Below are 14,155 nucleotides of genomic sequence, written 5' to 3'. Positions count from 1 at the left end.
CGGTGGGTTTCGCTAGCTTCTTCCGGCTCGGATCGGCCGCGTGATCGCCGATTTCCTCCAGCACTGGATGCTCTACTGCTCTATACCGGTCGTGGCGGCGCTCATCGGCTGGACCACCAAGCTAGTTGCGGTGGAGATGCTGTGCCGCCCGCTCGAGTTCGTCGGCATCCGGCCCTGGTTCGGCTGGCAGGGAGTGATCCCGAAGGCGGCGCCGCGGATGGCGACGATCGCGGTCGACCTGATGTTCTCCCGGCTGATCGACCCGCAGGAACTGCTGGGCCGCGTCGACGTCGCCGAACTCACCACCACCCTGCGCGAACCCCTGGACAACGCCATCGCGCGCATGGTGAATCAGCTGATGATGCGCTACGAACCGCGGATCTGGGTGACCATGCCGCAGGTCGCGCGCACGGCCATGATCGCCCGCGTGCAGCGGGACGTGCCCGAGCTGATCGAGGACATCGTCACCGACCTGCGCCTGAACCTCGACCAGGTGATGGATCTGCGGTCCATCGCCATCGACACCCTGGTCAACGACAAGGCGCTGCTGGTGAAGATGGTGCGTCACGTGGGGCATCACGAGCTGCGCTTCATCGTGCGCTCGGGGCTGCTGTTCGGCACGGTGCTGGGCTTCGTGCAGATGTTCACCTGGGCATTCACCCACTCCCCCATGCTGATGCCGCTGTTCGGCGGCCTCACCGGCCTGTCCACGGACTGGCTGGCGCTGCAGATGATCTTCCGTCCGGTCGACCGGCGCCGAGTGCTGGGCATCGTGCCGTGGCAGGGCCTGTTCCACCGGCGCCGCGAACAGGTCTGCAACGACTACGCCGACCTGATCGCCACCGAAATCCTCACCCCGGCAAAGATGCTCGAGGCCGTCCTGAACGGCCATCGCGCGGACCGCCTCACCTCCATCCTCTCCAGAAGGATCGGCGAATTCATCGATGCCCAGTCCGCACCCGCGCGACCGCTGGTGACCCTGGTCGCCGGCGACAGCATCACCGCCCTCAAACGCGACATGGCGCCGGAGATGATCGCCTACATCCGCAGCGCCGCAGCCGGATTCGAGGAGCACGCCATGCGCACCCTCGATCTGCGCACCCTTGTCGTGGAGAAGACCCGCCTGATGACCGACAACGAGTACGAGGGCCTGCTGCGCCCGGCCTTCAAACAGGACGAGTGGAAGCTGGTGGCAATCGGCGGCATCCTGGGCTTCCTGGTCGGCGAACTACAGGTCCACCTGCTGCTGAACTGACAGCTCATACCACCGGTTGCGACCGTCCCCGGGCAATTCTGTCGCCACCCCGCACTACCGGTGCCGCTGGCCGGAAGATGTAGCGGAAGAACGGATTCCACCTCAAGCCGACCATAGCCTTGTGTAGGGAGGCCGTGGTGATACCGGCGCACCGGAGGTGGGCGTGTTCTCAACGCCTGTGACGCGGTTTGCAGGGCGAGATGCGCTGTGGCGCACAACATCCGTGTGTTGGTCGCCGCTCGGCCGGAGATGAAGTGGTCTCCGTGAATCCAGGAGCGCAGGTAGGGTTCAGCCAATGAGTGGGCGTTCGTGGCTGAGGTCGCCGCTGAGTTTGACCTTGGGTCTGTCAGTGTCGTTGTTGGTCGTGGTAAGCGGCTTGTTGCTCGCCGATTCCACCACGAGCCACTCCGACGCACTGCGTACCGGTGGACTGGCAGCAGGTTCGGTCATCGCGTTGTACGCCTTATGGTTGAACGACCGACGCCGAAGGGTGGAGGAGGATCGACAGCGTACTGAGCGCGAGCGGTACAATTTGGAGTTGCTGCGGGCTGAGCGTGACCGGGACCGGGTAACAGACGAACGCTTCGCAAAATCGGTGGAGCTTCTCGGATCCGATGCCGATCAAGTGCGGGTCGGCGCGCTGCATGCGCTCGCTGGTGTTTCGCGTGGTCGACGAGATTACACGCAGACAGTGCTGGACGTGATCTGTTCCTATCTGCGTCGTCCATTCGACCATCCGGAATATCTCCGGGAGCATGCGGCTGGCGAGAAACCCGACGCCGTACCGGACCGAGCAGAAGCCGAGCGGGAACTTCAAGTTCGGCTGACCGCCCAACGACTCGTCGCGCAACTGCTACCGCCGGCGAGTTCTCCCGGTCCCAGCTATGACCTCGACCTCACGGGCGCTTGCGTTGCGCACTTCGATCTGTCGGGCCGCAAGGTTGGTTCGCTCACCATGAGGAATGCTACGTTCCACGACGACACGGATCTCGGCGGCTGCGTGACAACCGGACCTGCGCAGTTCACAGCGGCGACTGTCGGAGACGGCCGATTTCGGTGCCGCGACACCGTCTTTCATGATCGCGTCTGGTTCAATGAAATGCGGTTCGGCGGGCTGGCCGACTTCGCGGGTACTCGCTTCATGGGGGAGACCACGTTCAAGCAGGCGGTGTTCGAAAGCGACGCGGACTTCCAGGAAGTGGTTTTCGAGGGGCCGCTGGACCTCTTCCGTGTTCGCTTCGAGGGACATTTGGATATGCGCTTCGCCGCAGTACCTCCGACGGTGGCCTTCTACAACACCCAAGTGAATCCACAGCGGGAGATCCAGCTGCCACCAGGATGGGAGCCGGTGCGCCGTGACGGTTTGGTCCGTTTGTCCGTAGTCGCAGACGCACGGCAGTGGGATGGCGTCACAACGGAAGCGTCTGCAGTGAAGGCGCCTTCGAAGGAGTCATCGTGACCACCCGCCGACGATGGGAGTCTGATCGATGGAGTATCAGCGGGCGTCACCCAGCCTTTCGGGGACGCGCGCCCTCGACCTGCGCAACCTGGGCGCGGCAAAGACCTGCCTGATGACCGACAACGAATACCAAGCGCTTCAAACAGGACGAGTGGAAGCTGGTGGCGATCGGCGGCATCCTGGGCTTCCTGGTCGGCGAACTACAGGTCCACCTGCTGCTGAGCTGACCAGCGCGGGAAACAACGAAGGGTGATCAACGGGAGTGCATTGTGAACTGCACTGTGTACTCCACCGATCCTGGGGACGTCACGTCCCCGTTGGTCGCGGTGAAGTCGCAGCGGGCGTACAGCCGGTACAGGGTGTCGAGTTGAAGACCGGTCACGACGGAATGCCACCAATAGTCCGCTGGCACTTCGGGGCGCAGGTCGTGGTACCCGCGCTTCCCGGACGTACGGCGACAGACGCAATGACCAAATCAATCGATTTCCGCCGTCGGGATTCTGGAATGCGTAGATCGCGTCGCCGGTGAATGTGCCGTGCGGACCGGCGTACTGGTACCGGGTGTCGTTGGGGTGGAAGTCGTAATGTCCCGGGCTCGATCCCGGTGAGGCGGTCGCCGGAACATACACAACGAGCACCGCGACTACCGCCGCGACGGCTGCGGCTATCCGTCGTGTTTGCGCACCGATATAGCCCTGCATGTGTATTCCCCCTGCGGTACGCTCTCGATCTCTACGTCCACCCGATCGCCCTCATGCAACGAGAGCGGATCCCCCTCGACGGTGGACAGGTGAAACCACGCCGGCGGCGCGTCCGACCGGGTGAGGACGCCGGTTCCGTTCCGGATGTTCCACCGGTAGACAGTTGCCAGCTCCGACACGCGTTCCCCTCTCGAGTGTTCCGAACCTTCTATGATCGCATCGAACCACCGGAGATGGCGACAGACTTGGAGCTCAGGTTCAGTCTCGATCCACCCGAAGTCGAATGGACCGCAATACAGGTGATCCTGGTCGCGGCAAGTGATGCACGCCGGGGCTCACAGGGAGTGCACAGGGGCGACAAAGCTGGGAACCACGGAAGGTCCGCAGGCTGGGGGTGTGACCTCGACATTGCTGGAAACTGTGGTGGACGTGCGTGCGCCTGCGGAGCCCTCGGCGGGGCATCCGCGGTGGGTGCGCCGGGTGACGCTGGCGGCGCTGTTGGCGGCGACGGCGGTGTTGTATCTCTGGGATCTGGGGGCCAGCGGGTGGGCCAATCAGTTCTATGCCGCAGCCGTGCAGGCCGGGTCGGCGAGCTGGAAGGCGATGCTGTTCGGATCCAGTGATGCGGCCAATGCGATCACCGTGGACAAAACTCCGGGGGCGCTGTGGGTGATGGATATCTCGGCGCGGCTGTTCGGGTTCAATGCGTGGAGTCTGCTCGTTCCGCAGGCGCTGGAGGGGGTGGCGGCGGTCGCGGTGCTGTATGCCTCGGTACGCAGGGTGAGCGGGCACTGGGCGGGGATTGCGGCCGGGGCGGCGCTGGCGCTGACTCCGGTGGGGGCGTTGATGTTCCGCTACAACAATCCGGATGCGCTGCTGGTGCTGCTGCTCACCGTCGCGGCGTACTGCATGCTGCATGCGGTCGAAAAGGATTCTGCCGCATGGTGGTTGCCGCTCGCAGGCGTTTTCGTCGGGCTGGGGTTCCTGGCCAAGATGATGCAGGCGTTCGTCGTGCTGCCCGCCCTCGTCGTGGTGTATCTGATTGCGGCGCAGCGGCCCTGGCGGCAGCGGCTACTGCAGACGATGGCCGCGGCGGTGGCGATGGTGGTGTCGGCGGGCTGGTATCTGGCGCTGGTCGCCCTGTGGCCCGCGGGTTCGCGGCCCTATATCGGCGGCTCGCAGCACAACAGCGTGCTCGAACTGGCGCTGGGCTACAACGGCGTCGGGCGGTTGACCGGCAATGAGACCGGCGGCCTGGGCAATACGAACTTCGATGTCGGCTGGAACCGGCTGTTCAGCGATCAGATGGGCGGCCAGATCGCGTGGCTGCTCCCGGCGGCGCTGCTCCTGGGCGCGGCCGGGCTGTGGGTGACCAGGCGGGCACCGCGCACGGACCGGACCCGGGCCGCGCTGCTGGTGTGGCTGGGCTGGCTGCTGGTCACCGGCGGCGTGTTCAGCTTCGCGAACGGAATTCTGCATCCCTACTACACGGTAGCGCTGGCGCCCGCGATCGTCGGCTCAGCGGGGGTCGGCGGCGCGCTGATGTGGCGGTCTCGCAGCGATATTCGCTCCCGGATCGTGCTGGCGGGGTCGCTGGCGGTGACCGCTGCGCTGGCCTCGGTGCTGCTGCGCCGCACCTCCGACTGGCTGCCGTGGCTGGCGCCGGTGATCGCCGTGGCCGCCGTGCTCGGATGCGTCCTGTTGCTCGTGGCCGATCGGCTGCCGAAGGCGATGGCGACAGTCGCGCTGCTGCTGGCGGTTACCACCGGATTGGCCGCGTCCGCCGCGTATTCGATTGCGACCGTGGGGACCACGCACAGCGGTGCGATGCCGTCGGCGGGTCCGGACGGTGCGGGCTGGCCCGGCGGTCACGGCGGCCGGGGTGGCTGGCACGGCGGGGCCGGAAATCCGGTGCGGGGCAATGGGAATGCGGCGGCCTTCGGAGGTGCTGCGGGCTCGGGCAAGGCCCGCGGCGGCTCGACGAACAGCGGTACCGCGGCAGGCTCGACGACGGGCGGCACCACACCGGGTGGTGCCCACGGCGGCCCGGGAGGCATGTTCGGCAGCTCCACCCCGAGCGCGAACGTCGTTGCGGCGCTGAAGAAGAACGCGAGCGGCTACACCTGGGTGGCCGCCACCACGGGCTCCGACAACGCGGCCGGATACCAGTTGGCCACCGGCGATCCGGTCATGGCCATCGGCGGCTACAACGGCACCGACCCGGCCCCCACGCTGCAGCAGTTCGAAACCTCTGTGGCGCAACACAAGATCCACTACTACATCGCGGCCGCGATGATGCGCGGCATGCGCGGCGGCGCCTCGTCCGGCGGCAGTCAGGCGTCCGACGAGATCGCCGCCTGGGTCAAGGCTCATTTCACCCCGCAGACGATCGACGGCACCACGGTCTACGACCTGACCGCCCCGCTCTCCTGACCCCGACAATGACGAAACCCCCGTCCAGGATCCGGACGGGGGTTTCGCGCGATTGAGCGGATGACGGGATTCGAACCCGCGACCCTCACCTTGGCAAGGTGATGCGCTACCAGCTGCGCTACATCCGCATGTCGCGTTCCCGCGACGAGAAGAAACGATAGCCCACCGGGCGGGAAAATATCGAATCGCCAGGTTAATGGGGGATGTCGCGCCCGGCGGCTGTTTCCCGCGCACGCCCGCAAACAGCCCACAGGACCCGGAAATGTGATCTCCGTCCTCACAGGGGCCGCACAGGACGGACCAATTCTCAGCCCATTGCGGCGGCCGATGCTCGTGGTAACAACGAGAGGACCACCATGACGATCACCGACGCGCCCGTACGCGAGGGCGTACCCGTCGAACGAATCGACCCGCCGCGGCGCCCGTCGTGGCGCCGCTGGGTGTGCGGACCGCGCGACCAGTCGCGCTGGGCCCGCCCCTGCCTGTGGACGCTGCTGGTCACCGCCGCATTCCTCTACCTGTGGGGTCTGACCCGCAACGGGTGGGCCAACGACTTCTACGCCGCGGCGGTGCAGTCCGGGACGAAAAGCTGGAAGGCGCTGCTGTTCGGCTCGCTCGACCCGGGCAACTCCATCACCGTCGACAAGCCGCCCGCGGCGATGTGGGTGATGGCCCTGTCGGGACGGTTGCTGGGCTTCGGTTCGTTCTCGATGCTGCTGCCCGAGGCCCTGATGGGCGTGGCCTCGGTGGCGCTGGTGTACGCGGCGGTGCGGCGCTGGAGCGGTCCGGCCGCCGGTCTGCTGGCCGGTGCGGCGCTGGCACTCACCCCGGTTGCCGCGCTGATGTTCCGGTTCAACAACCCGGACGCGCTACTGGTTCTGCTGCTGGTGGTGGCCGCCTACTGCACGGTGCGCGCGACCGAGAACGGCAGCGGGCGCTGGCTGGCCTTGGCCGGCGTCGCGGTGGGCTTCGGGTTCCTGGCCAAGCTGCTGCAGGCCTTCCTGGTGCTGCCCGCACTGGGGCTGGTCTTCCTGGTTGCCGCGCCGATCGCCCTGCGGCACCGGATCGTGAAACTGCTGGGCGCGTGCGTCGCGATGGTGGTATCCGGCGGCTGGTTCGTGGCCCTGGTTGCCCTGTGGCCCAGCGCATCCCGGCCCTACATCGGCGGCTCGACGAACAACAGCCTGCTGGAGCTGGCCCTGGGATACAACGGCCTGGGCCGGGTGTTCGGCGGCGAAGGCAACGGCGGTGGCGGCGGAATGGGCGGCGGCAGTAACGCATTCGGCGGCAGCACCGGCATCACCCGCCTGTTCGGCGCGTCGTTCGGCACCGAGATCTCCTGGTTGCTGCCCGCGGCGCTGATCGGATTGCTTGCGGGCCTGTGGTTCACGCGCCGCACGCCGCGCACGGGCCGTACCCGGGCGGGCCTGATCCTGTGGGGCGGTTGGCTGCTGGTCACCGGCATCGTCTTCAGCTTCATGCAGGGCACCATCCACCCGTACTACATGATCGCGCTGGCGCCCGCCGTCGCGGCGCTGCTGGGCATCGCGGTCACCGAATTATGGCGCGGCAGGAGCCATTTCGCGGCGCGTGGCGTGCTCGGCGCGATGCTGGCCGCCACCGGAGTCTGGAACTTCGTGCTGCTGGATCGCACGCCCGAGTGGTATCCGGCGCTGCGCTGGATCGTGCTCATCGGCTCGATCGTGGTCGCGGCCGTCCTCATCGTCGGCGCGCATCAGCTGGGCCGGCTCACGGTGATCGTCGCCGCGGCGGGCCTGCTGTTCGGACTGGCGGGCTCCACCGCGTACACCATCGACACCGTGGCCACGGTGCACACCGGATCGATCCCGACCTCGGGCCCGACTGCCGGACACGGGTTCGGCGGGCCGGGCGGATTCGGCGGCGGGACGTGGGTTCGGCACAGCGGTTCCGGCACAGGCGATTCGACGGCCTCGGGGATCGCGGCTTCGGGTACGAAAGGCTCGAAGGCGCCCGGCGCAGGCGGGGCTCCGGGCGCAGCTGCCTTGGGCACGACGACCTCGGGTAATGGTGCGGCGCCCGATGGTCAGGGCGGCTTCGGCGGCGGCTCGGACAACAACACCGCCCTGCAGCAACTGGTGAAATCCAGCTCCAACTACCGCTGGGCCGCCGCGGCGATCGGTTCCCAATCGGCGGGCAGCCTCGAATTGTCCACCGGCGCATCGGTCATGGCGATCGGCGGCTTCACCGGCAGCGACCCGTCACCGACCCTCGCCCAGTTCGAGCAGTACGTGGCCAACGGCGATATCCACTACTTCATCGCCGGTGGCGGCCACGGCCCGGGCGGCGGCGATTCGGGTGTGGGATCGCAGATCACCACCTGGGTGGAACAGCACTACACCGCGACCACCGTCGGCGGTACCACGGTCTACGACCTGACCAAGCCGATTTCCTGATCGCACCACGCGACGACGGGTCTGTGTCCCCCATCCGGATACAGAACCGTCGTTGTGTGCGACGTAGTTCAGTCCCGCAGGGTCCGCTGCGCGAAGACGAGGAACCGCTGCCAGATGCCTGGGTTAAGGGTCTGACCTGCGAAGATCTTCGGCACAGCCAAGTCGCTCGCAATGTACGGACAATGCCCGTACATTAGGCAGTATCTATTTGGATCACACCACACACGACGCCGAGACTCGTCAGCTTCACCCCCAGCTCACCAGGCGGTTGTCAGAACCCAAGCGAGGTCACTGCGATGAGCGCCAAGACGGAACGATTCGAGATAAGACTGGCCGAAGACGGCCGCAATCAGATCGAAGCGGCGGCGTCGGCCGTCGGTGAGACGGTGACGGACTTCGTTCGTAACGCGGCAATGCAACGTGCTGATCAGGTGCTCGCACTGGCCAGTCGCACACTGATGCCCGCCGAGCAGTTCGACGCCATGATCCGATCGCTGGACACCGCCGACGACGCCCCCGAACTGGCCAAGGCCGTGGCTCGGGGCCGGAGGTTCGTGCGCAAGTGACTCTGATCTCGACCGGCCTCACGGCCGAACACGACGTGTCACAGTTCGACTGCGGCAAAGAGGTTCTGAACAAGTGGTTGCAGACCAAAGCCCTCGCCGCGGACAAAGGAATGACGAGCCGGACGTACGTCTGGGTCCTCGACGACGACCCAGCCGTCAGGGCGTACTACTCCATCGCGCCGACCTCGGTCAATCGTGCCGAAGACGGCATCTCGAGCAATCTGGCAGCTGGAATGCGATCTGTGCCCGCATTCCTCCTCGCCAAGTTCGCCCTCGATTCGTCCCTCCACGGTCAGGGGTACGGGACCGACCTTCTCATCGACGCCATCTCGAAGATGATGGGAGCCGCGCAGGTGTCGGGCGGCCGGCTCATCGTTGTCGATGCGATCGATGAGTCCGCGTTCCGCTTCTATCAGAAGTACAACTTCATCCCTGTCGAGAACACGCCAGGTCGCCTTGTCATGAAGATGTCGACCGCTCTCGCAGCGTTTGGCATCGGCTGACCGGTGGAGTGATGGACTGACCCACGTCGCTTCATTGGCGCGGAAATCAACATGTAGACGGCGGTCGGGCGGACCTCAGTCGGCGATCGGGAGGCGGACGGTGAACTCCGTGCTGCCGGGGACGCTGTCCACGGCGATATCGCCGCCGTGGGCCTTGACGACAGCCGCGACGATGGCCAGGCCCAGGCCGGTGCTGCCCGCGTGGCGGGAGCGGGAGGAGTCGCCGCGGGCGAAGCGCTGGAAGATCTCCGGCTGCAGGTCGGCGGGGATGCCGGGGCCGTCGTCGCGGACCGTCCACACCGCGGCCCCGGCGGCGTCGACGCCGAGCGCGGCGGTGACGGTGGTGCCGGGCGGGGTGTGCACGCGGGCATTGGTCAGCAGATTCGCCAGCACCTGGTGCAGGCGCGCGGCATCGCCGTCGATCACCACCGGCCGGTCGGGCAGTTTCAGGTCCCAGCGATGATCCGAGCCCGCGATGTGGGCGTCGCTCACGGCGTCCACGGTGAGCGGGGTCAGGTCGACGGGCCGACGCTCGAGCGGGCGGCCCGAGTCCAGCCGGGCCAGCAGCAGCAGATCCTCCACGAGCCCGGACATGCGATGTGCCGCGGCATCCACCCGGCTCATCGCGTCGGCCACGGACGGGGACACCTCGTCCCGATTGCGCTGGGCCAGTTCGGTATAGCCGCGGATCGCGGCCAGGGGCGTGCGCAGCTCGTGGCTCGCGTCGGCGACGAACTGGCGCACGCGAACCTCACTGGCGTGCCGGGCCGAGAGCGCGCCGGCGATGTGGTCGAGCATCCGGTTGACCGCGGCGCCGAGTTTGCCGACCTCGGTCCCCGGATCGGCGTCATCGGCCGGAACCCGCACGGGCAGTTCGACTTCCCCGCGGTCCAGCGGCAGATCGGCGACCCGGGCCGCGGTCGCGGCGACGCGGTCCAGTGGCGCCAGGGCACGGCGGATCACCCAGACCCCCACGGTGACGGCGACGACCAGCGCGACGAGCGTGACGACGATCGACACCACCAGCGCCCACACGATCGTCGCGTCCACCGATGCCAGCGGCAGGCCCGCGACCACCGTGCCGCCCTTCCAGGTCGTCGCCGCCACGACGCGATAGCTGCCCGCGCCGTCAAGATCGATCGTGACGGGCTTCGCGTCGGCCGCGACGGCGGCCACCTGCGTGCGAGCCGTGTCCGACAGCGCGACCACGCCACCGTCGGTGCCGATTCTCCCTGCGGCCGTGACACTTCCGTGCTCGAGCAGGGCGCCGACGGCATTGGGCTGATTGCCGGGATGATCGAGGAAGTTCGGGCCCGGTTCGGACCCGTCGGAATCGGGCGGAGGCGGCGGATGGCCGATGCGGCCGGTGGGCACGGGCCCGACGATCGGTCCGCCGCCGGATTCGATAACCGCTCGCTTCTCCATGTCGACGAGCTGGGTATCGAGCTGATGTACCAGAAACTGGTGCAGCGCAAGCTCGGTCGCGGCGCCGATGCCGACCACCACCGTCACCAGCAGCAGCACCTGGCCCACCAGCAGCCGCATCCGCAGCGACCAGCGCCGCGGAGACCACCGCCGGTAGCGGTGAGCGGTGCATTCCTCGCCTCGCGCGCCCGCGCGACTGGACATCCTCCGGGCACGAGCCTTTTTCCCCTGGTGCACAACGGATTCCGCCCCCTCGGTCGGCGATCCGGGCACGCGCACGGGCCCCAGCGGATACGCCGCGGCCCCCGGCACCGGCGGTTCAGGTAGCAGGTTTGAGGACATACCCGGCCCCCCGAAGCGTGTGAATCATCGGATCGCGCCCGCTGTCGATCTTCTTGCGCAGATAGGAGACATACAGTTCGACGATGTTGGAGGTGCCGCCGAAGTCGTAACTCCAGACGCGATCGAGGATCTGTGCCTTGCTCAGCACCCGCTTCGGGTTGCGCATGAAGAACCGCAGCAGCTCGAATTCGGTGGAGGTCAACGTGATCGGCTCGCCGGCCCGGGTGACCTCGTGGCTGTCCTCGTCCAGCACGAGATCTCCCACGACTATCTGGGCCCCGCTGTCGCGCATGGTGATTCCGGTGCGCCGCAACAGCGCCCGCAGCCGCAGCACGACCTCCTCGATGCTGAACGGCTTGGTGACATAGTCGTCGCCGCCCGCGGTCAGCCCCGCGATGCGGTCCTCCACCGAATCCTTGGCGGTCAGCAGCAGCACCGGCAGATGCGGGATCTGTTCGCGCAGCCGGCCCAGGACCTGCAGCCCGGTCATATCCGGCAGCATCACGTCGAGAACCACCACGTCGGGGCGGGTCTCGCGGGCGCGGGCCATCGCGGTGCGGCCGTCACCAGCCGTGAGCACCTCCCAGCCCTCGAAGCGCAATGCCATCGAGAGCATCTCGGCGAGCATCGGCTCGTCGTCCACGACCAGCACCGTGACCGGGGTGCCGTCGGCGCGGCGCATCACGGGTCGATCGATCGGGGCATTGGCACTGGTCGTCGCTGTCACATCAACCATGATCGGCGGTCGCGCTCGGAGCGAGCTTTGCCTTGGCTGTGCGCAAACTGTGAACCTCACCGGCCGCCCGACACTGCCCGCGAACGGCGCACATATCGCGCGCTGGGCCCGCACACAGCGCGCACCTACATTCGCCACCCACGGTGGAGCGAAACCGCCCGGTCCGCCGGGTCCGCACCGCACAGGAGCTTTCGACGATGACCGATCCCCTACAGCCCGCGAGCCCCGAAGAGCCCGCGGCGAGCCAGCCCGCCTGGGGCGCACCGCAGACCACGCCGTCCCTGTGGACGACACGCAAGACCCTCGCGACCGTGGGCGTTGCCGCGGCGATCGCCGCGGTGGGCGGCGGTGTGATCTATGCCGCCTCCGGCAGTTCCACCGGCGACCATCGCGGCCCGGGCGGCCCCGGCATGAGCATGAACGACCCCGGCATGAACAGTCCCGGCGGCTCGAACAACGGCGGGGGCAGCTTCTCCGGTCCGATGGGCGGGGCTCTGCACGGCCAGTTCGTCGTCTCGGACGGCAACGGCGACTACACCACCGAGCTGACCCAGACCGGCACCGTCACCGCCGTCTCGGCCGATTCGATCACCGCCAAGAGCGCCGACAACTACACCCACACTTACACCATCGGATCGGACACGCGCGAAACCTCGGGCGTGAAAGTCGGTGACACGGTGAGCATCCGGGCCACCGATGCGAACGGCACGTCCACCACCACCGTCGTCACCGAGGGGACAGCCGCCCGGCCCGGCGGCGGGCGGTGGAACCGGATGGACGGGACGGGTGGCCCAGGAGCGATGAACGGTGCAGCAGCCCCGAACCAGATGTCCAGCGGCCCCGGCCAATTCGGTCCGGGCGCGGGCAACCCGGCCGCCGACCCGGTCGGCGCGCCCAACTGATACGCCCGGCCGGTCGGCACCGCGCCGACACCGCCCGGCGCCTCCGTCATCCCGAACGTCCGCACCGGAACGCACTGTGGCCACCGTCGCGCTGTCGGTTGGGGCGGGCCGATAGTTGCTGTCACACAGCGCATCCTGGCCGGAACTGTCCCGATGGCTACCGAAGCCTCGCACCCCTGAGCCGGTCCGGATCGTCGCTGCCTCGCTATGCATCCCGACCGCGCTGGGTATACATCCCGACCGGACCGAGCCGACCGTCACCGCTACACCAACCATCCCGACCGGACCGAGCCTACCGTCACCGCTACACCAAGCATCCCGGCCTGACCGGACCCGATCATCGCCGCTATACCGGGTATCCCGATCGGGTCGAGCCGGGACGCGGGCAGGTTAGCACCGCCCATCCGGGGCGAAGGCACGCAGGAGTGACCGGGCTAGCCGAATACCGTTGCGGCACTACCCGATCTGGAGCACCAGCTTGCCGTGCGCCCGGTGCGACCCGCTGAGCTCGAGGGCGGTACGCCAGTCCTCCAGCGGAAATGTGCGGGCCACCGGGACGGAGAACCGACCTTCGGCGGCGAGCTGTGCAAATTCGCCCAGCACGTCGTAACGCGGCATCGCGCCGGTGTCCAACGCGGAGCGCACGCCGAGTTCCTTTGCCACCGGGTCGATTCCGAGCGTCAGCACGTGTTCGGGTTCCTTGACCGTGCGCACGAGTTCAGTCAGCGCGTTGCTGAACGGCGCGGTGTCGAGGGCGAGTTCGACCGGCCCACCCGCCAGCGCCGTCACTCGTTCCGCCATGCCCTCCCCGTAGCTCGTGACCTCGGCGCCGGCGGCGCGGAGGGCATCGGCGTACGTCTCGCCCGCCGTGGCGATCACGCGGGCGCCGCGCCCGAGGGCGATCTGCACCGCGGCGTACCCGGTGGTGGTGCCTGCGCCGTGCACGAGCACGGTGGTGCCGGAACCGACGCCGAGCACATCCACGGCCACGTACGCCGTTCCGACGGCCATCGGCAGCGCGGCGGCGGCCACCGCCTCGAGCCCGGACGGACGCGCGAACCACAGGTCGAGCAGTGCGTACTCGGACGCGCCCGCGGTCGGACCGGTGAAGGGCGCGGTCCCGAACACCGGATCGCCGATGTCGACCCCGGTCACGTCGTCACCGACGGCGTCGACGGTCCCGGACACCTCCAGGCCGATCCCGCGCGGCAGGTCGCCGGGGTACAGCCCACCGCACAGCGCCCAGTCGGCCGGGTTCAGTCCGCAGGCCTGCACCGCGATGCGGATCTGGCCCGAACCGGGGTCCGGGACCGGGGCGTCGTCGATTCGCAGCACGTCGGCCGCCTCTCCGTAGGTGTGAAAGCGAAGGGTGCGCATGAGTGATCTCCCAAGTGACGA

At 67.8% G+C, this 14,155-nt stretch carries 11 protein-coding genes and 1 tRNA gene; 7 read left to right on the top strand and 5 right to left on the bottom strand.

The features are described from left to right. Window positions 1-40: 40 nt before the first annotated feature. Together KO481_RS44340 and KO481_RS14115 are read left to right on the top strand one after the other, a co-directional pair. Window positions 41-1,255 carry a DUF445 domain-containing protein gene (locus KO481_RS44340; RefSeq protein WP_215917564.1) on the top strand — a complete coding sequence of 405 codons (1,215 nt, stop codon included), beginning with the start codon at window positions 41-43 and terminating at the stop codon, window positions 1,253-1,255. A 349-nt stretch (window positions 1,256-1,604) separates the two neighbouring features. After that, the gene (locus tag KO481_RS14115) at window positions 1,605-2,714 is read left to right on the top strand and encodes a pentapeptide repeat-containing protein (RefSeq protein WP_215917563.1); all 1,110 of its coding nucleotides are present in this window, start codon (window positions 1,605-1,607) and stop codon (window positions 2,712-2,714) included. A 253-nt stretch (window positions 2,715-2,967) separates the two neighbouring features. Here KO481_RS14115 and KO481_RS43935 read toward each other — a convergent pair whose 3' ends face one another. After that, window positions 2,968-3,096 (bottom strand): hypothetical protein, encoded by a 129-nt coding sequence (locus KO481_RS43935; RefSeq protein ID WP_281066087.1) that lies wholly within the window; start codon window positions 3,094-3,096, stop codon window positions 2,968-2,970. Window positions 3,097-3,811: 715 nt separating this feature from the next. Between KO481_RS43935 and KO481_RS14110 the strand changes: the two genes are divergently transcribed. Continuing rightward, window positions 3,812-5,848: a glycosyltransferase family 39 protein gene (locus tag KO481_RS14110; RefSeq protein ID WP_372452017.1), complete on the top strand. Its 2,037-nt coding sequence runs from the start codon at window positions 3,812-3,814 to the stop codon at window positions 5,846-5,848. A 55-nt stretch (window positions 5,849-5,903) separates the two neighbouring features. On the opposite strand, the gene KO481_RS14105 is transcribed toward KO481_RS14110, so the two are convergent. Further along, window positions 5,904-5,976: transfer RNA gene (locus KO481_RS14105), tRNA-Gly, on the bottom strand. 228 nt (window positions 5,977-6,204) lie between these two features. Between KO481_RS14105 and KO481_RS14100 the strand changes: the two genes are divergently transcribed. The 3 genes from KO481_RS14100 (at window position 6,205) to KO481_RS14090 (ending at window position 9,352) form a co-directional block, all read left to right on the top strand. Continuing rightward, window positions 6,205-8,283, top strand: coding sequence for an ArnT family glycosyltransferase (locus KO481_RS14100; RefSeq protein ID WP_215917561.1), 2,079 nt, complete (start codon window positions 6,205-6,207; stop codon window positions 8,281-8,283). A 296-nt stretch (window positions 8,284-8,579) separates the two neighbouring features. Beyond that, complete coding sequence (locus KO481_RS14095; protein WP_215917560.1) at window positions 8,580-8,849, top strand: type II toxin-antitoxin system TacA family antitoxin; 270 nt, start codon at window positions 8,580-8,582, stop codon at window positions 8,847-8,849. After that, window positions 8,846-9,352, top strand: coding sequence for a GNAT family N-acetyltransferase (locus tag KO481_RS14090; protein WP_308166598.1), 507 nt, complete (start codon window positions 8,846-8,848; stop codon window positions 9,350-9,352). Before KO481_RS14095 ends, KO481_RS14090 begins: the two co-directional genes overlap by 4 nt. 75 nt (window positions 9,353-9,427) lie before the next feature. Here the strand turns inward: KO481_RS14090 and KO481_RS14085 are convergent, their stop codons facing one another. Both KO481_RS14085 and KO481_RS14080 read right to left on the bottom strand, forming a co-directional pair. Next, window positions 9,428-10,897 (bottom strand): sensor histidine kinase, encoded by a 1,470-nt coding sequence (locus KO481_RS14085; protein WP_372452042.1) that lies wholly within the window; start codon window positions 10,895-10,897, stop codon window positions 9,428-9,430. 199 nt (window positions 10,898-11,096) lie between these two features. After that, on the bottom strand, window positions 11,097-11,801 hold the full coding sequence (locus tag KO481_RS14080; RefSeq protein ID WP_215917887.1) for a response regulator transcription factor: 705 nt from the start codon (window positions 11,799-11,801) through the stop codon (window positions 11,097-11,099). A 251-nt stretch (window positions 11,802-12,052) separates the two neighbouring features. Here KO481_RS14080 and KO481_RS14075 point away from each other — a divergent pair, with 251 nt between their 5' ends. After that, entirely contained in the window at window positions 12,053-12,757 is a 705-nt protein-coding gene (locus KO481_RS14075; RefSeq protein WP_215917558.1) for a hypothetical protein, read from the top strand. 456 nt (window positions 12,758-13,213) lie between these two features. Here the strand turns inward: KO481_RS14075 and KO481_RS14070 are convergent, their stop codons facing one another. After that, window positions 13,214-14,134 carry an NADP-dependent oxidoreductase gene (locus KO481_RS14070; RefSeq protein ID WP_215917557.1) on the bottom strand — a complete coding sequence of 307 codons (921 nt, stop codon included), beginning with the start codon at window positions 14,132-14,134 and terminating at the stop codon, window positions 13,214-13,216. Between the last annotated feature and the right edge of the window lie 21 nt (window positions 14,135-14,155).

The sequence above is a fragment of the Nocardia albiluteola genome (assembly GCF_018860155.1).
GTDB lineage: Bacteria > Actinomycetota > Actinomycetes > Mycobacteriales > Mycobacteriaceae > Nocardia > Nocardia albiluteola.
Note: the sequence above shows the minus strand (reverse complement) of the source record. Positions and strands in the feature narration are given on the sequence as shown.